Origin of the sequence: Brevundimonas sp. C43, from assembly GCF_030732185.1 — a bacterium.
GTDB lineage: Bacteria > Pseudomonadota > Alphaproteobacteria > Caulobacterales > Caulobacteraceae > Brevundimonas > Brevundimonas diminuta_C.
On the sequence record NZ_CP132231.1, the window covers coordinates 1,945,160 to 1,966,169 of the forward strand.

22 protein-coding genes are annotated in these 21,010 nt (G+C 68.7%); 5 read left to right on the forward strand and 17 right to left on the reverse strand.

Features of this window, described 5'->3' with window-relative positions:
* Nucleotides 1-30: 30 nt before the first annotated feature.
* Nucleotides 31-393, reverse strand: a complete 363-nt coding sequence (locus Q9R14_RS09850; protein ID WP_306002249.1) for a hypothetical protein — start codon at nucleotides 391-393, stop codon at nucleotides 31-33.
* Nucleotides 390-1,685, reverse strand: coding sequence for a homogentisate 1,2-dioxygenase (gene hmgA, locus Q9R14_RS09855; RefSeq protein ID WP_306002250.1), 1,296 nt, complete (start codon nucleotides 1,683-1,685; stop codon nucleotides 390-392). The genes Q9R14_RS09850 and hmgA overlap by 4 nt, the downstream gene beginning before the upstream one ends.
* Nucleotides 1,686-1,801: 116 nt before the next feature.
* Between hmgA and Q9R14_RS09860 the strand changes: the two genes are divergently transcribed.
* Nucleotides 1,802-2,305 carry a GNAT family acetyltransferase gene (locus Q9R14_RS09860; RefSeq protein WP_306002251.1) on the forward strand — a complete coding sequence of 168 codons (504 nt, stop codon included), beginning with the start codon at nucleotides 1,802-1,804 and terminating at the stop codon, nucleotides 2,303-2,305.
* Here the strand turns inward: Q9R14_RS09860 and Q9R14_RS09865 are convergent.
* Nucleotides 2,302-2,559, reverse strand: a complete 258-nt coding sequence (locus tag Q9R14_RS09865) for an Lrp/AsnC ligand binding domain-containing protein (protein WP_306002252.1) — start codon at nucleotides 2,557-2,559, stop codon at nucleotides 2,302-2,304. The genes Q9R14_RS09860 and Q9R14_RS09865 overlap by 4 nt on opposite strands.
* Between Q9R14_RS09865 and Q9R14_RS09870 the strand changes: the two genes are divergently transcribed.
* On the forward strand, nucleotides 2,546-3,412 hold the full coding sequence (locus tag Q9R14_RS09870) for an alpha/beta hydrolase (RefSeq protein WP_306002253.1): 867 nt from the start codon (nucleotides 2,546-2,548) through the stop codon (nucleotides 3,410-3,412). The two genes, Q9R14_RS09865 and Q9R14_RS09870, sit on opposite strands and share 14 nt — an antisense overlap.
* 101 nt (nucleotides 3,413-3,513) lie before the next feature.
* Here the strand turns inward: Q9R14_RS09870 and Q9R14_RS09875 are convergent, their stop codons facing one another.
* A complete protein-coding gene (locus Q9R14_RS09875; RefSeq protein ID WP_306002254.1) occupies nucleotides 3,514-3,870 on the reverse strand; it encodes a hypothetical protein in 357 nt (118 codons plus the stop codon).
* A 148-nt stretch (nucleotides 3,871-4,018) separates the two neighbouring features.
* On the opposite strand from Q9R14_RS09875, the gene Q9R14_RS09880 reads away from it, so the two are divergent.
* The gene (locus tag Q9R14_RS09880) at nucleotides 4,019-4,699 is read left to right on the forward strand and encodes a bifunctional 4-hydroxy-2-oxoglutarate aldolase/2-dehydro-3-deoxy-phosphogluconate aldolase (RefSeq protein ID WP_306002255.1); all 681 of its coding nucleotides are present in this window, start codon (nucleotides 4,019-4,021) and stop codon (nucleotides 4,697-4,699) included.
* A 14-nt stretch (nucleotides 4,700-4,713) separates the two neighbouring features.
* On the opposite strand, the gene Q9R14_RS09885 is transcribed toward Q9R14_RS09880, so the two are convergent.
* The 13 genes from Q9R14_RS09885 to Q9R14_RS09945 all read right to left on the reverse strand — a co-directional run bounded on the left by Q9R14_RS09885 (nucleotide 4,714) and on the right by Q9R14_RS09945 (nucleotide 19,127).
* Nucleotides 4,714-5,226: a periplasmic heavy metal sensor gene (locus Q9R14_RS09885; RefSeq protein WP_306002256.1), complete on the reverse strand. Its 513-nt coding sequence runs from the start codon at nucleotides 5,224-5,226 to the stop codon at nucleotides 4,714-4,716.
* Nucleotides 5,223-5,624, reverse strand: coding sequence for a hypothetical protein (locus Q9R14_RS09890; RefSeq protein WP_017504386.1), 402 nt, complete (start codon nucleotides 5,622-5,624; stop codon nucleotides 5,223-5,225). The genes Q9R14_RS09885 and Q9R14_RS09890 overlap by 4 nt, the downstream gene beginning before the upstream one ends.
* Nucleotides 5,621-6,193, reverse strand: coding sequence for an RNA polymerase sigma factor (locus Q9R14_RS09895; RefSeq protein ID WP_017504385.1), 573 nt, complete (start codon nucleotides 6,191-6,193; stop codon nucleotides 5,621-5,623). Before Q9R14_RS09895 ends, Q9R14_RS09890 begins: the two co-directional genes overlap by 4 nt.
* A 65-nt stretch (nucleotides 6,194-6,258) precedes the next feature.
* Nucleotides 6,259-6,897, reverse strand: coding sequence for an EF-hand domain-containing protein (locus Q9R14_RS09900; RefSeq protein ID WP_306002257.1), 639 nt, complete (start codon nucleotides 6,895-6,897; stop codon nucleotides 6,259-6,261).
* A 47-nt stretch (nucleotides 6,898-6,944) separates the two neighbouring features.
* Nucleotides 6,945-9,869 (reverse strand): bifunctional [glutamine synthetase] adenylyltransferase/[glutamine synthetase]-adenylyl-L-tyrosine phosphorylase, encoded by a 2,925-nt coding sequence (locus Q9R14_RS09905; RefSeq protein WP_306002258.1) that lies wholly within the window; start codon nucleotides 9,867-9,869, stop codon nucleotides 6,945-6,947.
* Nucleotides 9,870-9,873: 4 nt separating this feature from the next.
* Nucleotides 9,874-11,301 (reverse strand): ATP-binding protein, encoded by a 1,428-nt coding sequence (locus tag Q9R14_RS09910; protein WP_306002259.1) that lies wholly within the window; start codon nucleotides 11,299-11,301, stop codon nucleotides 9,874-9,876.
* Nucleotides 11,302-11,440: 139 nt separating this feature from the next.
* Nucleotides 11,441-12,112, reverse strand: coding sequence for a response regulator transcription factor (locus Q9R14_RS09915; protein WP_066552560.1), 672 nt, complete (start codon nucleotides 12,110-12,112; stop codon nucleotides 11,441-11,443).
* Between the two features lie 84 nt (nucleotides 12,113-12,196).
* Nucleotides 12,197-13,735, reverse strand: coding sequence for a Do family serine endopeptidase (locus Q9R14_RS09920; RefSeq protein WP_066552562.1), 1,539 nt, complete (start codon nucleotides 13,733-13,735; stop codon nucleotides 12,197-12,199).
* A 108-nt stretch (nucleotides 13,736-13,843) separates the two neighbouring features.
* Nucleotides 13,844-14,350 (reverse strand): cytochrome c-type biogenesis protein CcmH, encoded by a 507-nt coding sequence (locus Q9R14_RS09925; protein ID WP_306002260.1) that lies wholly within the window; start codon nucleotides 14,348-14,350, stop codon nucleotides 13,844-13,846.
* On the reverse strand, nucleotides 14,347-16,335 hold the full coding sequence (locus Q9R14_RS09930) for a heme lyase CcmF/NrfE family subunit (protein ID WP_306002261.1): 1,989 nt from the start codon (nucleotides 16,333-16,335) through the stop codon (nucleotides 14,347-14,349). Before Q9R14_RS09930 ends, Q9R14_RS09925 begins: the two co-directional genes overlap by 4 nt.
* Entirely contained in the window at nucleotides 16,332-16,838 is a 507-nt protein-coding gene (gene ccmE, locus Q9R14_RS09935) for a cytochrome c maturation protein CcmE (protein ID WP_306002262.1), read from the reverse strand. Before ccmE ends, Q9R14_RS09930 begins: the two co-directional genes overlap by 4 nt.
* 70 nt (nucleotides 16,839-16,908) lie before the next feature.
* Nucleotides 16,909-17,727 carry a c-type cytochrome biogenesis protein CcmI gene (ccmI, locus tag Q9R14_RS09940; protein WP_306002263.1) on the reverse strand — a complete coding sequence of 273 codons (819 nt, stop codon included), beginning with the start codon at nucleotides 17,725-17,727 and terminating at the stop codon, nucleotides 16,909-16,911.
* 44 nt (nucleotides 17,728-17,771) lie between these two features.
* A complete protein-coding gene (locus tag Q9R14_RS09945) occupies nucleotides 17,772-19,127 on the reverse strand; it encodes a hypothetical protein (protein WP_284877218.1) in 1,356 nt (451 codons plus the stop codon).
* Between the two features lie 165 nt (nucleotides 19,128-19,292).
* On the opposite strand from Q9R14_RS09945, the gene Q9R14_RS09950 reads away from it, so the two are divergent.
* Both Q9R14_RS09950 and Q9R14_RS09955 read left to right on the forward strand, forming a co-directional pair.
* On the forward strand, nucleotides 19,293-20,225 hold the full coding sequence (locus Q9R14_RS09950) for an ABC transporter ATP-binding protein (RefSeq protein WP_055752805.1): 933 nt from the start codon (nucleotides 19,293-19,295) through the stop codon (nucleotides 20,223-20,225).
* Entirely contained in the window at nucleotides 20,222-20,989 is a 768-nt protein-coding gene (locus tag Q9R14_RS09955) for an ABC transporter permease (protein WP_055752804.1), read from the forward strand. Before Q9R14_RS09950 ends, Q9R14_RS09955 begins: the two co-directional genes overlap by 4 nt.
* Nucleotides 20,990-21,010 lie beyond the last annotated feature (21 nt).

Consider the following 21,010-nt stretch of genomic DNA (forward strand, 5'->3'; position numbering starts at 1 on the left):
CGCGACGGGGGCTTTTTCGTGCCTGCGACCTCAGTCGATGCACAGGGTCGGGCCGGCCTTGCCGTCCTCGACCGTCGTATTGCAGCCGAAACGGTCGCTGTTCGCCTGGCAGACGCCGGTCGCCGCCGTCCCCGGCGCCACGCCGCTGTTGCCCTCGATGCGGCAGTCGCCCTGACACTGATCGCCGTCGGTGCAGCGCTTCCCGGCGTCGGCGTAAGAGATGACGCACTGCCAGGACTGCATCCGCCCGACCTGTTTCATCGTGCCGCCGCGCGTGGCGCAGGACGCGGCGTCGGCGCTCTGCATCGGCGCATCCGACGCCGTTCCCGTGGTCTGGGGCGAGCAGGCGGCGGCAAAAAGCGCGACGGCGGCGATGAGGGAAATGCGGATCATGAGATCTGTCCTTTGGTGAAGCCTGACCAGACGTCGTCGTAGTCGAGCTGCATCTGCGGTGATTCCGACGCCCATTTCGTGACGCGGATCGGCATGCGCGTCTCGAACATGAAGGCCAGGGTGTTTTCGATCTTGTGCGGCTTCAGCTCGGCCTTGATCGCGCCGTCATAGCTGGCCTGATCGGGGCCATGGCCGCTCATGCGGTTGTGCAGAGATGCGCCGCCCGGCGCGAATCCGCCGGCTTTGGCGTCGTAGGCGCCGGTCACCAGACCCATGAACTCGCTCATTACGTTGCGGTGGAACCACGGCGGGCGGAAGGTGTCCTCGGCCACCATCCAGCGCGGCGGGAAGATGACGAAGTCGATATTGGCGGTCCCCGGCGTCTCGGACGGACTGGTCAGGACGGTGAAGATCGACGGATCGGGGTGGTCGTAGCTGACGGTGTTGATCGTGTTGAACCGCGCCGTGTCATAGCGGCAGGGCGCCAGATTGCCGTGCCAGGCGACGACGTCCAACGGGCTGTGATCGAAGATCGTGGCCCACAGACGCCCGCCGTATTTCTGGACGCACTCGGTCGGGCGATCCACGTCCTCATAGGCCGCGATCGGGGTCTCGAAGTCGCGCGGATTGGCCAGGCCGTTCGAGCCGATAGGTCCGAGATCCGGCAGGCGGAACGGACTGCCGTAGTTCTCGCAGACATAGCCGCGCACGTCCCCCTCGACCTCGACGCGGAACCGCACGCCGCGCGGGATCAGGACGATGTGGCCCGGCTGGGCCTCGATCACGCCGAACTCGGTGACGAAGCGATGGTCGCCTTCTTGAGGCACGATCAGCAGTTCGCCGTCGGCGTCATAGAAGACCCGGTCGGTCATCGATCGGTTGGCGACATACAGGTGAATACCCGCCCCGGCCCCGCCGTCCGGTTCGCCGTTGCCGCCATAGGTCGTCAGCCCCTCGACCCAGTCGGTCGCGGCCTGCGGCATCGGCAGCGGATCCCAGCGCATCCGGTTGGGATTGGGCGGCGTCTCGTCGAACGGACCGGAGCGGACCCGCCCCTGATCGAAGGGGGTGTAGGGCCCATGCTGGGCCGACGGACGCAGGCGATAGAGCCAGCTGCGCCGGTTCTCGGCGCGCGGGGCGGTGAAGGCGGTGCCGGACAGCTGTTCGGCATACAGGCCCATCGGCGTCTTCTGCGGCGAGTTTCGGCCCACCGGCAGGGCGCCGGGCGCGGCCTCGGTCGCGAAATGATTGCCGAAACCGGTCATGTAGGCGGGCGCGTTGGATCGCGTCATGTCGTGTCTCCCTATGCCCCTCGTTTAGCCGTCCCTTGGGTCAGCGTCACCCTTTTGCGGCGAGGCAACAGCTTGGCGGTTGGCGCGTTCAGCACACCTCGCGGAGGGATTTTCGAATGACCTATCTGACCCGGGCGGTGTTCGCCTTCGCCAGCCTGCTGCTGTTGCTGGCGGCCATGGCCCTGATCGGCTTCGGCGTGAAGGACGCGTTGGAGGGGATCGGGTCGCCGGACAAGTCGGGCGCCGACGCCGTGCTGGACGTGCTGGGCTATGTCATCGTGGCCATCGCCGTGTTCGACGTGGCCAAATACATCTTCGAGGACGAGGTGCGGCGCGGCAACGAAAAGCGCAGCGCCGCCGAGGCCCGGCGCAGCCTGACCAAATTCCTGTCCACCATCGTCATCGCCCTGTTCCTGGAGGCGTTGGTGGTCGTGTTCAAGACGGCGCGCGAGGACGTGGCGCAGCTGCTCTATCCCACCGCCCTGCTGGTCGCCTCGGTGATGGTGCTGGTCGGTCTGGGCGTCTTCCAGCGCCTGTCGGCCACGGTCGAGGAAAAGGTCGGCGACGACGACGAGGCCGAGGATCGCAAGGACAAGGTCAAGCGAAAGGCCGCGACCTAACCCTTCGAAGGCAGGAAGGGCGAGAAGGTGATGACGGTGAAGGTGTCGCGCACGTGCGGCCGCGTCTGGACCTGTTTCGTCACGAAGGTGCCGATGTCGGCGTCGCGCGGCAGGTTGAACTTGGCCAGCAGGTCGTGCTGACCCGAGGTCGAATAGACCTCCGAGACGTTCTCGACATTGTCCACGATGTCGGCCGCCACCTCGTTGGCGTAGCCCAGCTCGCATTTGATGAAGACGAAGATGGCGGTCATCATGGCGGATCAGTCCTCTGGTTCGAGGGCGCTTCTAGCGGACGAAGACGTGACGGGTAAGCCGCAAGACACAGACGCCGTGCTGGAGGCGCAATACAACAACCGCGCCCTGGTGCCCGACCATCCCGCCGTGATGGCGCGCTGGAAGACGGGATCGGAGACCGCCCGCGCCGCCCATCCGCCCCAATTCCTGAAATACGGCCCAGGCGAGCGCGAGCGGATCGACTGGTTCGACGCCGGGGGCGGCGCGCCGGTCGTTGTCTTCCTGCACGGCGGATACTGGCAGGCGCTGGATGCGAGTTGGTTCAGCTTCTTGGCTCCATCCCTGCTGGCCCACGGCGTCAGCGTCGCCATCCCGACCTATGACCTGGCGCCGAGCGTGCGGCTGGGCCGGATCGTCGATCAGGCGCGGGCGGCGGTCGACCTGATCCATACCCGCACCGGCGCTCGCCCCGTCGTCAGCGGCCATTCGGCAGGCGGGCATATGGCGGCCTGCCTGCTGGCGGACGGGCGAGCCTCGGCGGCGGTCGCCCTCTCAGGCGTGTTCGATCTGGAGCCGCTGATCCCCACCTCACTCAACATCGCCCTGGATCTGAATAGGGCCGAGGCCCAGGCCCTGTCGCCGATGCGATGGCCGGCGCCCGCCGGCGCGGTTCTGGACTGCATCGTCGGCGGTGCGGAAAGCGAGGCCTTCGTGGATCAAAGCCGCGCCATGGCCACGCGCTGGGGCGACGCCGGGGCGAAGACACGGTTCGAGCCCCTGCCCAACCTGAACCATTTCACGGTTCTGGATCCGCTGTTCGATGCGCAGAGCACCCTGGTCCGGCGGCTGGCCGACCTGGCCCATCGACGCTGAGCGACAATCAGACCCGGCGGCGAAAAATGGAGTCTAATTCGTCTAATTCGTATGAAATCCCCCGCTCCCCTCCCTGACAGATGGGCTTGAGCGGCGAGGCTTCAAGAGGGGCGGTCGGCGCGCCAGATGAAGACGAAGTTGCGGTGTTCGGCCCAGGTCTGACCCTCGACATGATCGCCCGCAAGGCAGGCCGCCGTGTGATAGGGGCCTGCGCCGTCGGTCGTTCGGAACGAGACGCACAGCCGGCCGTGCTGGCGCTTCCATCGACCCGCCTCAATCCGGCTGTTGTAGAAGTCGCCCGTCACGACGCCGTCGGGTTGGAGCGTCAGGTTCATGGGCTGGCGATAGGGCTGGGCCGGATCGGTCGCCAGATCGACGGACCAGACGCCGTCCATGTCGGCGGCGGGCGGCGGGTCCTGAACGGTCAGAAGGACGACGACGGCGAGGGCGGCGAACATCCCGCTTCTCCAAAAGAGGAATGAGCGAACAACGGTCCGCCTTTCGTCACACGCCGTCAAGAGAACACCCGCGCTAACGCGGTTTGACTTGACCTTGCGTCCGCGACAGCGGAGGTCGGACGCGAACCTATCGCAGAGGAACCCGTCCATGGCCCATGATCGCGTCAGCGTGCTTCAGGCGCTTCAGACCCAGGGCGTGTGCCCGGTCTTCTATCATCCCGACGCCGAGGTCAGCCTGAACGTCATCCGCGCCTGCGCGCGCGGCGGGGCGCCGGTGGTCGAGTTCACCAATCGCGGCGACTTCGCCTGTGACCTGTTCGGCGAGATCAATCGCGAACTGATCAAAACCGACCCCAACGTCGTCCTGGGCATCGGTTCGGTCGTCGATGCGGGCACGGCCTCGCTTTATCTGAACCGGGGCGCGCGGTTTGTGGTCAGCCCCTGCCTGATCCCCGACGTGGCCAAGGTCTGCAACCGCCGCATGGTCGCCTATTTCCCCGGCTGCGGGTCGGTGACCGACATCGGCGAGGCGCACGAACTGGGCTGCGACATCGTCAAACTGTTCCCCGGCTCGTCGGTCGGCGGACCGGACTTCGTCAAGGCGGTCAAGGGCCCGATGCCCTGGGTCAAGATCATGCCCACCGGCGGCGTCGATCCGGACGAGGCGTCGATCGCCAAATGGTTCGGCGCGGGCATCGTCGCGGCGGGCATGGGCTTCAAGCTGGTGACCGATGACGCCGTGAAGTCGGGCGACTGGGCCGCCATCGAGGCGTCGGTGCGCTCGGCGGTGAACGCCGTCGCCGCCTTCCGCGCGTCCAGGAAGGGCTGAGCGCCCAAGCGCCGTCAGCGGGGCGCGCGGTCGTCCGGCTGACGGTGATCCGGCCCGTGGGCCGCGGCGCGACGAGCATTGCCCTTACGCTGAAGAATCGGGGCCAAAGCCTTGCGCTCCTCGGGCGTCAGCGTCGCCAGCACGGCGACCGCGCCGCTTTCCAGGCGGGTGCGGCCCCGCATCTCGGCGGCTCTGGACTGTTCCAGCAGGCTTTCGACCCGGGCTGCGTCCAGGGTCGGCTGACCGGCGATGTCGATGGCCTCGCGCCGGGCGGCGCGGGCCGCCTCGAAATCAGGACGCGCCGCCAGGGCCGATTCTCGCAGCGCGGTGCGCACGCGCTGGCGCACGGCCGGATCCAGATCGGCGAGAACCTCGGCCAACGGTCCCTCGCGGCCCGGACGGCGTTGATCCTCGATCCGACGTTCGATCCGGTCGCGATTGACGACATAGGTGACCCCGCCCGCCACGGCGAACAGGTTCAGGGCCACCGAGACGGCCAGGGCGATCTTCAGGCTTTTGGACGTCATCCCAGCAGTTCCGTGTCATCCACGCCCGTCAGCGAGGATTGGTAAAGCACCGCATCGGCGCGCGCGTCGGCGGTCAGATGGGTTGTCAGGCCGACACCGGCGACCACGCCCGCACAGGCCGCGGCGGCCCAGCCGGCGCCCAGATACCAGATGGCCTTGCCCAGACGGCTTTTCGCCCGGGGCGCAGCCGCAAGGATGCGCGCGGTCAGGGCCGCGGACGGGACAGGTCTGGGCGCGGCGTCGAGCAGAGCGTCCAGCGCGGCCGCGTGATCCAGCACCGCCTTCAACGACAAATCGGCGGCGATCAGGCTTTCGGCGAAGGCGCGCTCGGACGCGGGCCACCGACGCAGGTCGGCGCCATAGGCGTCCGCCAGTTCGTGCAACCGTTCCGTCTTCATCGTCCGTCTCCTTTAATCGACCTCGGACCGATGTCCGAAAGGGCCAGACGCAATGCGCGACGACCGCGCGACAACAAACTCTCCAGCGCCTCGACGCTGATCTCCATCAGGGCCGCCGCATCGATATTCGACAGCTCCTGATAATGGCACAGGACGATGGCCTCGCGCTGTCGGTCCGGCAGCCGTTTCAGGGCCGCCGTGACCCGCACGCCCGTCTCGGCCGCCAACAGACCGCGATCCGGCGCCGGGCCTTCGTCTGGACGATCCGGCGGCGTGTCGGTCGGGATTTCGCGCCGACGCCTCAGACGATCGTAACAGAGATTCAGCGCGACCCGGTGCAGCCAGGTGTCGAACCGGGCCTTGCCGGGCGTCCATCTGGGCGCCTGACGCCAGGCCTTGAGCATCGTCTCCTGGGCCACGTCCTCGGCCTCGACGGCGTCGCCCAGCATGCGCTGCGCCAGAGACAGGATGCGCGGCAGCTTGCGCGAGACGAGCGTCTGCGCCGCCGCCGGGTCGCCCTGCCCCACGCGCCGCACCAGATCCTCGTCGGGGTCGACGATCGCGACCAAACCTGCCTCTTCCGCTGCTGACGAAAGGGACCGGTGCGTTCACGACGGCCGACCCCGACACCGTCTTACTCCGAAGCCGGGACGGGGGAAGCGGGTTGTTGCGCCGGACGCTGAGCCTGGCGGGCCGCTCGGCGTTCCTGCCGTTGCTCACGCTGCGCGGCCATGGCCGCCCGGCGCTCGTCGGCGGAGATCACGCCGTCGCGGTCAGCGTCCATCTTGTCGAACCGCTCGCCCAGCTTGGCGGAGGCTTCGGCGATCACCACCGGCCTGCGTTCGCGGCCTTGTCCGCGCATGGCGTGATGTGCGCCGCCGCGACGACCCTCACGATGACCGGCGCGTTCGGCGCGCGGACCGCGATCCGGGCGTGCGGCATGGCCTGCGTCGAACTCGGCGCGGCTGATGGAACCGTCGCCGTTCGCATCCAGCTTGGCGAAGCGGTCGCCCGCCCGCTCGGCGCGACGGGCCTGCATGGCGGCGGCGCGTTCTTCGGGGCTGACGACGCCGTCGCGGTTCGTATCGAGCGCGGTCAGGCGCGCGATGCGCGCATCGACGAACTCGGCGCGGGTGATCTGGCGGTTCGGATCCGCACGCGCATGATGCGGCGCAGGCGCGCCGGCGGCGGGGGCCGGGGGAACCTGGGCGGTCGCGGCGCCAGCGGCGGCCAGAGCGATGACGCCCAGGCCGGTCAGAAAGGTGTTTCTCATCTCGATCATCTCCACGGGCGCGTCTGGCGCCCTTTGACATTGCCCTGTCAGGAGATTGAACGCGGCGTTGCGGATTCTCCGTCGCGGCCTGCTGGAACCGCACGCTCGAAGGCCTTTCGCGCCCGCGCGCGCAGGTCGGTCAGCTCGGTCTTCAGCGTGTCGAAGTCCGGCGCGCCGGCGGCCTCGGCCAGGCGCAGCTGGAAGACGCCGGGTTCGCCCTCCGGATCGACCCGCCCCTCGAAGGCGGCGGCCAGAAGGTGGGCCAGCCGCTGCTGCACGCGCCAGGCCTCGGCCAGGACCGGGTCGTCGTGAAGGGCCTCAAGCGTCGACAGGGTCAAGGGCTCGCCGATGGCGGCGGCCTGAAGCTGGCGGAACTGGGCGGCGAACTCGGCGTCCACCTGCCCGCCGGGCGACAGCTTCAAGTCCCAGAAGCCGTGCGGGCGACGCTCGCGATCCATCAGGCTACGCATCTTTCGGACATCGGCGGCGATATCGACGCCGGGACGCGGGCGACGCAGGGCGACCTCGATGGCGGCCGAAACCTGGGCGCCGAACTTGGGATCGCTGGCCCAGACCACGCGGGCGCGGGTCAGGACCATGAACTCCCAGGTCTCGGCCTCCTTGGCGTAATAGGCGTCGAACGCCTTCAGCCGCACCGACACCGGCCCCTTGGATCCGGTGGGGCGCAAGCGCATGTCCACCTCATAGAGGCCGCCTTCCGCCGTATGCGCCGACAGGGCCGCGATCAGCCGCTGGGTGAAGCGGGCGTAGAAGACGTCGGCGGTCCAGCCCTTGATCTCGGAGGTCGCCTCGGGCGGCGCCTCGTACAGCGTCATCAGATCGAGATCCGATCCGGCCGTCATTTCGCGCGAGCCGGCCTTGCCCAAGGCGACCACCGCGACTGCGCCGGGGAAGGCGCCGCCCAGCCGTTCGGTCTCGGCCAGGGCGGCGGGCGACAGGGTGCGCATGGCGGCGTCGGCCAGGGCGGCGTAGGCGCGACCCGCCGTCTCGGCCCCCGCCCGGCCGGTCAGGGCGTGGATGCCCATGCGGAACATCTGCTCGCGGTGCAGGCGGCGCACGGCGTTCATGGCCCCTTCGAAATCTTCGGTCTCGCCGGCCTCGCGCAGCATCTGTTCGGTCAGACCGGTCTCTTCGGACAGATCGACCAGGAAGCGGGCGTCCAGCACGCCGTCCAGCGCCGCCGGTTGCCGGCCAAGCGTCCGCGCGAGACGCGGCGCGAAGGCCATGACGCCCAGCACCATCTCGAACAGTTTGGGCTGGTTCAGGAACAGGGCCTGGACCTGCACGCCCGCCGCCAGCCCGGAGAAGAAGACGGCGAAACGCCGGAACGCCTCGTCGGGCGCACCGGATCGCGCCAGGGCCTCCAGCAGGCGCGGCGCCAGGCGGGTGAACAGTTCGCGGCCCCGCGCCGTGCGCGTCGCGGGGATGCGGCCGTGGTGCCAGCTGCGGATCGTGTCAGCGACCGACGGCGCCTCGGAAAAGCCCATGCGACGCAGGGTTTCCAGCGTCTCGGGATCATTCTCGACCCCGGTGAAGACCAGGCTGCCGTAGCTGGAGTCCAGATCTTCGCCGCCCTCGAACAGTTCGCCATAGCGGGCGTTGACCCGCGCCAGCAGGGCCTCGACCCGGGCGTCGAAGGCGGCCAGATCGTTCGAACCGGCCAGGGCTGCGACGGCGGCGCGGCGCTCGGCGTCCTCGGGCAGGCGGTGGGTCTGCTCGTCGTCGAGCATCTGCACGCGGTGCTCCAGCCCGCGCAGCTCGACATAGGCGGCGGACAATTCCTCGCAGACCGCCAGGGGCACATGGCGCGCGTCGGCCAGGGCCTTCAACGCCTCCAGCGTGCGCTGTTTGCGCAAGGCCGGATCGCGGCCGCCCAGGATCAGCTGCTGGGTCTGGGCGTAGAATTCGATCTCGCGGATGCCGCCGCGACCCAGCTTCAGATTGGCCCCGGCGGCCTGCAGTCCCTCGCCCGTCTTGTGGACGTGGATCTGTTTCTTGATCGACTGGATGTCGAGCACGGCCGCGTAATCCAGGCTGCGCCGCCAGATGAAGGGGATCATGGCCTTCAGGAACCGGCCCGCCGCGCGCATGTCGCCCAGGACCGGCCGCGCCTTGATGAAGGCCGCCCGCTCCCAGTTCTGACCCACGCTTTCATAATAGGCCAGGGCCATCGGCCCGGCGACGACGGGCGGGGTCGAGGACGGGTCGGGCCGCAGCCGCAGATCGACGCGGAAGACATAGCCGTCGCCCGTCCGCTCGGTCAGCAGGGTGGCGATCCCCTTGCCGACGCGATTGGCGAAGTCCTGCATCTCCTCGCCCTCGCGCAGGGCCAGGCCCATCAGGCGCGGCTCGAAGAAGAGGGAGATGTCGATGTCGGAAGAATAGTTCAGTTCATTGGCGCCGTGCTTGCCCATCGCCAGGCCGAAAAGGCCGGGGATGGGGCCGCGCGGATCGCCGGGCGGCGAGATCAGCCGGCCGCGCGCCCTCTGTTCGGCGGCGACGGCGCGCAGGGCCGCCCGGCAAGAGGCGTCGGCGAACCGGGACAGGGCGTCGGTGACCTGGTCCAGATCCCAAACCCCGCCCAGATCGGCCAGGGCGGTCAGCAGGTGCAGGTCGGCCTTCAGCACGCGTAGCGGAGCACGGACCGCGTCCGGCTCGGCGTCCAGCGCGTCCGTGTCACGAATGATCCGCTCCAGCGCTTCGACCGGATCGGCTTCCAGCAGGTTTCTCAGATGGGCGGGGCGACGCCGCATCAGACCGGCGAGATAGGGCGAGGCGCCGGCGACGGGGGCCAGGGCGGGCCAGGCGGCGTCCAAAGTCTCGCGCCAGCCGTCGGCGTCGGCGGCTTGGATCAGGGCTTCACGCAGGCGGTCGGCGGCGGCGATGTTTGTGACCGTACCGGCGGGCGTGAGGCTGTCAGCCAACGGGATCAAGGTTTCTGGATGGGCCATCACATCATCCGCTCATCCCGGTCGAGGCCGGCGGCAGCACTAACGCCACCCGCAACCCCGGTCCGAAGTCGCCGTAGGCGCCGGGGCCCTCATCCAGCACCACCCGCCCGCCGTGGGCCTCCGCCACCGCCGTCACCAGTGAAAGCCCAAGGCCCGAGCCGGGTTCGGTGCGGCTGTTGTCCAGGCGCACGAACCGTTGGACCACCCGCTCGCGGTCCTCTTCCGGCACGCCAGGGCCGGTGTCGGTGACGGAATATTCGATCTCGCCCGACGAGCGGCGGCGCGCGCGCAGCTTCACCGCCCCGCCGGCGGGGGTGTATTTGATGGCGTTGTCGATGAGGTTGGCCAGGGCCTGGGCCAGGAAGGGCTGGTTGCCCTCGATCATCAGCCCCTTTTCGACCTCGGACGAAAAGTCAATGTCCTTGTCCTCGGCCGCCGGTTCGTAAAGCTCGGCCATGTCGGCGGCGAGGTCAGCGGCGTCCATGACCTTGGGATCGGGCGCCCCGCCAGCCTGCAGCCGCGCGATGGCCAAAACGGTGTTGAACGTCTTCAGCAGATGGTCGGCCTCGTCCAGGGCGATGCCCAGGGCGTCGACCCCGTCGATCTTGCCGGCTTCGGCGTCGATCAGAGCGACTTCCAGCTTGGCCCGCATCCGCGTCAGGGGCGAGCGCAGGTCGTGGGCGATAGCGTCGCCGGCGTGGCGGATCGAGGCCATGGACGCCTCCAGCCGATCCAGCATGGTGTTCAGCCCCTGGCCCAGTTCGTCCAGTTCGTCGCCGGTGTGGCGTACGGGCGCACGGACCTTGAGGTCGCCGTCCTGCACCGACTGAACGACCTGGTTCAGCCCGGCCATCGACTTTTCCACCCGCCGGCTGATGTAGAGACCGCCCGCCAGGCCCAGCAGCATGACCAGGGCCATGGCGCCCCACAGGGCCTGGGTCAGGCGCGCGAGGTAGGCCTCGATGTCGCCGATGTCCTGACCGACGAATAGATGTTCGCCGCCGGCCAGGGTGGTGATCACCCCGATGGAGCGACGCCGCTGCACCTTACCCTGGGCGTCCGTGTCGGTCAGGCGGAAGGTCTCCCAGTCGCTGGCGCCGGCCGGCAGGCTGAGGTCGATGTCGATGGGGGATTCGGTGATGTTGCCGGTGATCGTCTTTCCGGCCTTGTCGGTCAGCAGATACAGATAAGGCCCGCCCCGGATGGAGCGTTCGACTAAGGCCTGGTTCAGGGCGTCGATACCGCGCGTGCGGTGGATCGCCGTCAGGGCGCCCAGCTCGATCTCCACATCCGCCCTGGCCCGCCCCTGAGCCTCCGACGCCGAGGCGAAATAGACATAGGCCAGGATCGCCCCCGCCGCCGCCACGAACAGCGCCAGAAACAGCAGCGTCAGCCGGAAAGGCGTGCGGCGAAGGAGGGAGGGAAGACGCACCTACAATCCTCCCCCGTTCACGGGGGAGGGGGACCACGAAGTGGTGGAGGGGGCGGCTTCAGCGCCGGTGTCTGGGGTCGCCCCCTCCACCGCCGTGCCGGCGGTCCCCCTCCCCCGCATTGCGGGGGAGGATCTCAAGTCACGCCTCCAACCGATACCCCGCCCCGCGCACGGTCTGCAGCATGGCGCGGTCGAAGCCCTTGTCGATCTTGGAGCGCAGGCGGCTGATGTGGACGTCGATGACGTTAGTCTGAGGGTCGAAATGGTATTCCCAGACCTTTTCCAGCAGCATGGTGCGGGTCACCGACTGGCCGGCGTGGCGCATCAGGAACTCGAGCAGCTGGAACTCGCGCGGCTGAAGATCGATCTCTGTCGTGCCGCGATGCACCGTGCGGCCGATCAGGTTCATCTCCAGGTCGCCGACTTTGAGCACGGTCTGCACCCCGCCGGTCTCGCGACGACGCGCCAGGGCCTCGACCCGCGCGATCAGTTCGGCGAAGGCGTAGGGTTTGACCAGATAATCGTCGGCGCCGGCCTTCAGCCCCGTGACCCGGTCCTCAACCTCGCCCAAGGCCGACAGGAACAGGACAGGCGTCTGATCGCCTCCCTTTCGTACCATCTCGACCATGCCGACGCCGTCCAGTCGCGGCATCATCCGGTCCACCACATAGACGTCGTAGCCGCCCTTCTGCGATTCCAGCAGGCCAAAGGCGCCATCCACGGCGTGGGTGACCTCATGCCCGGCTTCGGACAGGCCCCGCACCATGGCGGTCGCCGCCTCGGCATCATCCTCGACCACCAGAATCCGCATCGAAACCCCTCCCGGAATCAAAATCGCCGCCGATGGTAGCGCATCGGCGGCGATTGACGAGTTAAGGCTTGGTCAGAATGCCGATCATTCGCCGGCGGCGAACTTCAACGGCACCGGGCTGGTGCCCTGCGGCGTGCGCACGAACAGCAGGATGCTGGGACGACCCGCCTGTTTGGCCGCCGCCACCGCTGCGCGCAGATCGGCGGCGGACGTGATGTTGCGATCATTGGCGCGGGTGATGACGAAGCCCGGCTGGAAGCCGAGGCGCGCCGCAGCCGAACCCTGTTCGACGTTGGTGATCACGACGCCGTTGACGCTGGCCGGCAGGCTGAAGCGCGAACGCGCGGCCGGCGTGATCGCGGTGACGGCGAGCCCTTCGATCGTGTCGCCCTGACCAGGCTGGCTCTGCCCCGGATTGGCGCTTCCGCCCTCTTCCGACGCAGCGAGCTCCTCTTCCGAAGGACGGGTGCCTGAGCGCACGTTCAGCGTCTGGCGACGACCGTCACGAATCACTTCCAGGCGAATGGTGTCGCCCGGCTTGGCCGCGCCGACCCGACGGGTGGCTTCCTGGCTGTTCGCCACCGCCTGGCCGTTCACGCCCACCAGAAGGTCTCCGACCTGGACGCCGGCGCGCGAGGCCGGGCCGTCCTCGGTCACGCTTTCGATCAGAGCGCCCTTGAAATCCTTGGGCTGGCCCAAGGCTTCCCAACCGTCGGGGCTGAGGGTGCGAAGACCCAGGCCCACATAGCCGCGCTCGATCGACTGACCGCGCATCAGGCGTTCGGTGATCGTCTTGGCGGTGTCCGCCGGAATGGCGAAGCCGATGCCGACCGAGCCGCCCGTGGGCGAATAGATGGCCGAGTTCACGCCGATGACGCGGCCGTGGATGTCGAAGGTCGGGCCGCCCGAGTTGCCCCGGTTGATGGCGGCGTCGATCTGGATATAGTCGTTGTAGCCCGACGGATCGATGTCGCGGGCCTTGGCCGAGACGATGCCCGCCGTGGCGGTGCCGCCCAGGCCGAAGGGGTTGCCGATGGCGATGACCCAGTCGCCCACGCGCGGCTCGGCCGTCTCTTCGAAGCTGACGTATTTGAAGTCGTTGCCCTCGACCTTGATCACCGCCAGGTCGGTGCCGGGATCGCGGCCGATCAGGCGGGCCGGCAGTTCGCGGCCGTCCGACATCTTGACCTTGATCTCGGTCGCGTCGGCGACGACGTGGTTGTTGGTGACGATGAAGCCGTCCTGCGAGATGAAGAAGCCCGAGCCGGCGCCCTGTGTCGTCTGCGGCTCATCATTGCCCTGACCGCCGCGGCCTTGCGGCGGCACGAACTGGAACGGCAGGCCGGGGATCTGGAAGGCGCCGCCCTGGGGCTGGTCCACCTTGACCGTTACGTCGATCTGAACGACGGCGGGCGAGACCTGGTCGAAGATGGTCGCGAAGCTGCTGGGCGCGCCCGGCGGGGGCGTGAAGGCGTCGCCGTTGGCCGGGACCGGGGTGATCCGGTTCACCGCCTGCGGTTCCGCGTGCGCGCCGGGCCAGTTGATGACGCCGCCGGCGGTCGCCGCCGCCGCCAGGGTCAGGCCGGCCGCGGCCCCGAGAATGAACTCCTTGCGCTTCAGCATCGTGGTCCTTGCGATCCTCTTGTCCAGCGCCAGACGGGCGCCGGTTTCGCGATTGATATAGGCCGAACCGGCTTTGCGCCAATCCCGACCGCCGATCGTTGATCTCGACTAGCGCCCGTCGTGAGGCGAGGTTGCGTCAGGATCGCGGCGAAGCTTCTCATTTCGTAGAACTTCGTCCAGCCGGCGTTCCTCTTCGGGTGTCAGGAGAACGGCCTCGACCGGACGACGACGTGCGCGCAAGGCCAGAACGGCGACGGCCAGCAGCAACAGAGCGAACGGGCCGAACCACAGCAGCCAGGTCCCCGCCCGAACCGGCGGGGTGAACAGCACATAGTCGCCGAAGCGCCGCACCAGATCGTCACGCACGGCCTGATCCGAGGCCCCGGCCGCGATCTCCTCGCGGATCAGGCGGCGCATGTCGCCGGCGACGCCCGCCGGGCTGTCGGCGATGGCCTCGTGCTGGCAGACGACGCAGCGCACTTCCTTGAACAGGGCCTGGGCGCGGGCCTCCTGGCTCGCATCCGCCAAGGGGCGGTCCGGTGCGGCGGGCGGTTCGGCCGCCGTCAGCATCAGCGCCAGGATGGGCGCGGCCAGCAGGATTGCCAGGCGCCTCATGCGGTCTTGCGTCGGCGCGCGCCGATCCCGAGCCGGAGACGGCGATCCAGCAGCGACAGCACCCCGCCCAAGGCCATGATCATCGGCCCCAGGAAGATCAGTCGCGCCCAAGGATTCCAGTACAGACGCACGACCCAGGCCGGCTGTTCGGGACTGCCCGCGCGTTCGCCGATCACGACATAGACGTCGTCCAGGCCACGGAAATCGAGGCCGACCTCGGTGGTGGTCTGGCCGCCGGCGGGGAAGAAGCGGCGCTCGGCCGTGACGGTGCTGGCGCGGCCCTGATCGTTCATGGCGCGCACGGTCAGTCGGCCCTGTTCGGCCAGATAGTTCGGTCCCTCGACGACGCGGACGTCGTCCAGGGTCACCGTCCAGGGGCCGGCGGCAACGCTCTGGCCCAGTGAGACGGCACGGGCGGCCTCGGCCTTGAAACCGGTCTCGACCACCGCCCCCAGGATGAAGACGCCCAGACCCAGATGCGCCAGGGTCATGCCCCAAGCGCCCAGCGGCAGCCCCTTCAGTCGGCGCAGCGTCTCGGCCATCGAGGCGCGGAACAGGCGGGCGCGTTCGGCGACTTCCGACAGCGATCCCAGGATCAGCCACAGGCCCAGGCCGATGCCGGCGGCGGCGAAGGCCTTCCTAGGCTCCCACAGGGCGTAGGCCGCCAGGGCGCCGACGATCGCCAGACCCGCCGCGACGGCCAGGCGCTGCATCGCGCCGGGCAGGTCGCCCCGCTTCCAGGCCAGCAGCGGCCCGGCCGGCAGGATCAGGAAGGCGACCATCATCAGCGGGGTGAAGGTGGCGGCGAAATAGGGCGGGCCGACCGAGATGGTCGCGCCGGACGCCGCTTCCAGGATCAGCGGATAGAGGGTGCCCAGCAATACGGTTGCAGCCGCCGCCGTCAGGAACAGGTTGTTCAGCACCAACGCCCCCTCGCGGCTGACCGGCGCGAACAGGCCCCCGCCCTTCAGCTGCGGCGCGCGCCAAGCGAACAGGGCGAAGGCGGCGCCGGCCGTGATCCCGAGGATGGCCAGCAGCATCAGCCCGCGCTGGGGATCGACGGCGAAGGCATGGACGGATGTCAGCACGCCCGACCGCACCAGAAAGGCGCCCAGCATCGAGAAGGTGAAGGCCAAAAGGGCCAGGAACACGGTCCAGCCCGCCAGCGCGCCGCGCCGCTCGGTCACAACTGCGCTGTGCAACAGGGCCGCGCCCGCAAGCCAGGGCATGAAGGAGGCGTTCTCGACCGGGTCCCAAAACCACCAACCGCCCCAGCCCAGCTCATAATAGGCCCAGAACGACCCCAGGGTGATGCCGACGGTCAGGAAGGCCCAGCTGGCCAAAGCCCAGGGTCGGACCCAGCGCCCCCAGGCAGGCCAGAAGGCGGTCTGCGCCCGCCCCTCAATCAACGCTGCGACGGCCAGCGAAAAGCAGACCGAAAACCCGACGTAGCCGGCGTAGAGCAGCGGTGGATGCACGGCCAAGGCCGGATCCTGCAACAAGGGGTTCAGCGATGCGCCCTGGAACGGCGCAGGGTCAAGGCGGGTGAAGGGGCTGGAGGTGAAGACGGCGAAGGCCAGGAACAGCGACCCCAGCGCGCCCTGCACCGCCACGGCCGAGGCCTTCAGCCCGAACGGCAGGCCGCGCGCCCGCGCCAGCGCCCCGCCGAAGACGGTCAGCACCAGACACCACAGCAGAAGCGAGCCTTCGTGGCTGCCCCAGGCGCCGGCGACCTTGTAGAGCATCGGCTTGTCGGTGTGGCTGTTGGCCGCGACGTTGGAGACCGAAAAGTCGGAGACGACGAAGGCGTAGATCAGGGCTGCGAAACTGAGCGCGACCGCCGCGGCCGCTGCCAATGCCGCGCCCTGGGCGGCCCCGGCCAGGACCGGGCTACGCCGCGCGCGCCCAGCCGCCGAAAGCCCCGTCTGCAGGATCGACAGCGCCAGCGCCAGCGCCAGGGCGAAGGCCCCAAGCTCGGCGATCATAAGCGCGTCGGTGCGCTATCGGCCTGCGGCCTGCTTGAGCGCGTTTCGGAGCCGTCCGGCCGCCACTCGCCCTTTTCCTTCAGACGGTCGGCGACCTCGCGCGGCATATAGTTCTCGTCGTGCTTGGCCAGGACCTGGCTGGCGTGGAAGGTGCGGTCGGCGCCGAAGGCCCCTTGCGCCACGATCCCCTGCCCTTCGCGGAACAGGTCGGGCAGGTCGCCGTGATAGACGACGCGGGTCGTGGCGGCGTTGTCGGTGACGACGAAGGCAACCACGCCATCGCCGGTCTTTTGCACGCTGCCGGGCTCGACCAGACCGCCCAGGCGGATGTTGCGCCCCTCCGGCGCCTTGTCGGCGGTGGCTTCGGACGGCGAATAGAAGAAGGTCACGCTGTCCTGCATCGCCCACAGCGACAGGCCGACCGCCAGCGCCAGGATCGGCGCCACGGCGGCGACGACCGACAGGCGGCGACGCGCCTTCGGCGATTTGGGCAGCCAGCTCATGCGACGGACATTCCGGATTCCAGGGACGGACCGGCGGCATATACCGCCGTCGTCGCGCAGGACCAACGCGTCATTGCGCGCTGTCCTTCGGCAGTCGGCGTTCCAGATCCAGACGGCGCGGATCGGCCGGGTCGAGCGCGGCGATCAGAGGCGTCCACAGGGTGCGGGCCTCGACGGCGTCGCCGCGCCGCAACGCGGCCTCGCCCAGGAAGAAGCGCGCGCCGAGTTGGTCGGGGTCCAGTTTCAAGGCCTCGCGGAAGGCGGCCTCGGCGTCGCCGCCGATCTGGTTGTCGTTGGCGACGACCAGGCTTTCGCCCAGCCTCGCCCAGGCCTGCGCGTCGCGGGGGTCCAGGGCGATCAGGCGGCGAAAGGCGGAGGCGGCGCCCAGCGGATCGCCGGCGGCGAAGCGGGCCGCGCCCAGCATGGCCAGCGCCTGCCGATCGTTTGGCCGTTCCTGAACGACCCGCGCGGTCACCGCCGCCAGTTGCGCCGGCTCCAGCCGATCCAGATTGGCGGCCCAGTCGTCGACACGCCGCTCATAGGCCTGATCCGGCAGGCCGGGCGAGCCGGTGAAAACATAGAGGCCGAGAGCGGCCGCGACCGTCACGCCGATCCCGCCCAGCACCCAGAACCGATCGCGAGCGCCGGCCACCGGGGTCGTGGTCGCCGAAACGGCGAGAAGCCGCCGCCCCGCCTCGGCGCGCGCGCCCACATAGGCCGCCTCGTCCAGCAGGCCGCGCGCCTTCAACCGATCCAGTTCCTCGATCTCGCGCGAGCCGGCCCGGGTTTCGGCTCCGGCCGCCGGATCGGCGCCGCGTCGCGCGCCGGTCAGCACCAGCAGGGCGGCCAGGGCCGCCGCCAGTCCCGTCATTATCCAGAACACGATCATCTTCGCCGTCTAACCCATCCGCGAACGTCGGGCGAGGCGTCGTTTCAGCCCAGCCGCGCCATTTCCGCTGAGGCTGCGCGTCGCCTGACCGCGCGCGCCGCCTCCAGCGCCTCGATCACGGTCAGGAACCGCGCCGCGACCCCGATCAGACGCAGCACATGGTCGGGATTTTCGGCCTCGCCGTCCGACAGACTGTTCAGCGCCTCGTCGGACCAGGTGGAGAGGTAGTCGGTCAGGTCGGCCTTCAGTCCCGAGCGATCGGCTTCGCAGCCGAAGGTGACGGCCGCGCCGCGCAGGGCCGCCACCGCCGCCAGCAGGGCCGCCGCCGCCTCGATCGGTTCGCCCTCGGCCGGCGCCTCCAGCCAGGGCGACATACGCGTCATGCGTCCGGTGATGACCTGACGCTTCATCGGCAGGGCGGCGTGGACGGCGCTGGAGGCGGACTTCATCAGACCCGAAAGCTGGCCCGACACCTGGACCCGCGCCATCCGCGCCGCCTTGCCCCAGCTGGAATCGGGCCGCACCTGCAGGCTGAGGTCCATCTCGGCCAGCACGCCCGCGCACCAGTTCACGTCGTCCACCACGCCCAGCATCGCCGTCTCGCCCAATGACGAACGGACCACGGCGGCGATCTTTTGCACCCGCGCCTGAACGGAGGTCAGCAGCCGCTCGACGAAGACGCCCATCTCGGAATGGCTGAGGGTGATTTCACGGTCGGCGAGCCGGCTGGTCCGCGTCACGACCCGCAGCATCCGCTCGGCGTCCGCCACATGGGCGAACAGGATGTCGATCATGCGCCGCCCGCCGTCCGGCGACATCGCCAGACAGTCCTGGATCAGCAGCCTCAGCCCCGCGAGTTGATTGTCGTCGGGACGCTCCAGCCAGACCGGCAGGCGCGGCAGGGCGCTGCGGGCCAGAGGCGTCAGGTCGAAACAGCCGGCCAGTTCGACCGGAGTGGATGGGGGCTGGCCGTCGGCGGGACGCTGAAACTCGGGCCAGACGTCGCGCGGCCGGTCGCGCAGCACAGCGGCCGCCTTTGCGCACAGCCGATCGGCGGCCAGGGTCCATTCGCCGTCCACGGCCACAGCCCTGTCCAGCAGCGGCACGAAGTCCTCCTCGCCCTGCACCGCCTGGCGCCACACCCGTTTCAAGACCTGAGCCGGAAAGACCAGGGCGGGCACGCCGTCGGCGCGCGGCTGGAACAGTGGCAGCAGGGGCGCAAACGCCGTGCCGCGACGGGCGCGATCGCGCGCCTCTGTGGCGACGATGTTCGCCAGTTCGGCCGCCTTGTCGCCCTTCAGCGCCGCCACGGCTGCGCCCAGCATCCCCAGCGATGCGTCGGGACAGGCCTCGACGATCGCCGTCAGAGCGGCGTGGTGGGCGGCGGACAGGGACGGCACGAAAGCTCCTGCCAAAACTCAACTCAGGCCGGCACCGTGCGACAATCGGGTTAACAACGACTTGGCGTCTATTGAGACGGCGCCGCCACTTGAGTCAGGCGTCAGGCACGCCATATTGCCGCCACACCCGGCCCGCGCCGCCGCGCGCGCCGGAAAGGAAAGCCCATGCCCGTAATCGAGATCGACGGCCTGACCAAGACCTACAAGTCGGGGCATCAGGCGCTGAAGCGCATCGACCTGACGATCAACAAGGGCGAGATTTTCGCCCTGCTGGGACCGAACGGCGCGGGCAAGACCACGCTGATCTCCATCGTCTGCGGCATCGTCACGCCCACGACCGGGACCGTGGTCGCCGACGGCCATGACATCCAATCCGATTTCCGCGCCGCCCGCACCAAGATCGGTCTGGTGCCGCAGGAGCTGACCACCGACGCCTTCGAGACCGTGCTGGCCACCGTCACCTTCAGTCGGGGCCTGTTCGGCAAGGCGCCGAACCCCGCCTTCATCGAGGGCGTGCTGAAGGACCTTTCGCTGTGGGACAAGCGTGACGCCAAGATCATGACCCTGTCGGGCGGGATGAAGCGGCGGGTGATGATCGCCAAGGCCCTGAGCCACGAACCTGACATCCTTTTCCTGGACGAGCCGACCGCCGGGGTCGATGTCGAGCTGCGCCGCGACATGTGGGCCATGGTCAGAAAGCTGCGCGAGCGCGGCGTCACCATCATCCTGACGACCCACTACATCGAGGAGGCCGAGGAAATGGCCGACCGGGTGGGCGTGATCCTGAAGGGCGAACTGATCCTAGTCGAGGAAAAGTCGGCTCTGATGAAGAAGCTGGGCAAGAAGACCCTGACGCTGAACCTGATCGAGCCGTTGGCGGCCCTGCCCGCCGACCTGTCCGACTGGGACCTGACGCTAAAGAACGAGGGCGGCGAACTGGAGTACAGTTTCGACGCCAACGCCGATGACACAGGCGTGCCGTCGCTGATCCGCCGGCTTGAGGCGCTGAACATCGGCTTCAAGGACTTGAACACCCGCCAGAGCTCGCTGGAAGACATCTTCGTCAGCCTGGTCCACCAGAACGGAGCAGCGGCATGACCTTCAACGGATACGGCGTCTGGGCCATCTATCGCTTCGAGATGGCGCGGGCGCTGCGCACCCTATGGCAGAGCGTGGTCACCCCGGTGATCACCACGGCCCTGTATTTCGTCGTCTTCGGCGGCGCGATCGGCAGCCGGATGCAGCAAGTGGACGGCGTGCCGTACGGCGCCTTCATCGTGCCAGGCCTGATCATGCTCAGCCTGTTCACACAGTCGATCTTCAACGCCTCATTCGGCATCTACTTCCCCAAGTTCACGGGAACGATCTACGAAATCCTGTCGGCGCCGGTGTCGTCGCTGGAGATCGTGCTGGCCTATGTCGGCGCGGCGGCGACCAAGTCGGCGGTGCTGGGGCTGATCATTCTGGCGACGGCGGCCTTCTTCGTGCCGCTGCAGATCCTGCATCCGGTCTGGATGATGGCCTTCTTAATCCTGATTTCGGTGACCTTCAGCCTGTTCGGCTTCATCATCGGGGTCTGGGCCAATGGGTTCGAGCAGCTTCAGATGATTCCAATGCTGGTCGTGACACCCCTGACCTTCCTGGGCGGCGCCTTCTATTCCATCGACATGCTGCCGGACGGCTGGCGCACGGTGACCCTGTTCAACCCTGTGGTCTATCTGATCTCGGGCTTCCGCTGGGCCTTCTATGGTCAGGGCGATGTGGCCATCGGCGTCAGCGTCGCCGCCACCCTGGCCTTCTTCGCCGTCTGCCTGGGCATCGTCATGTGGATGTTCAAGACCGGCTACCGGCTCAAGAACTGATCCGTCACGAAACGGGCCAGA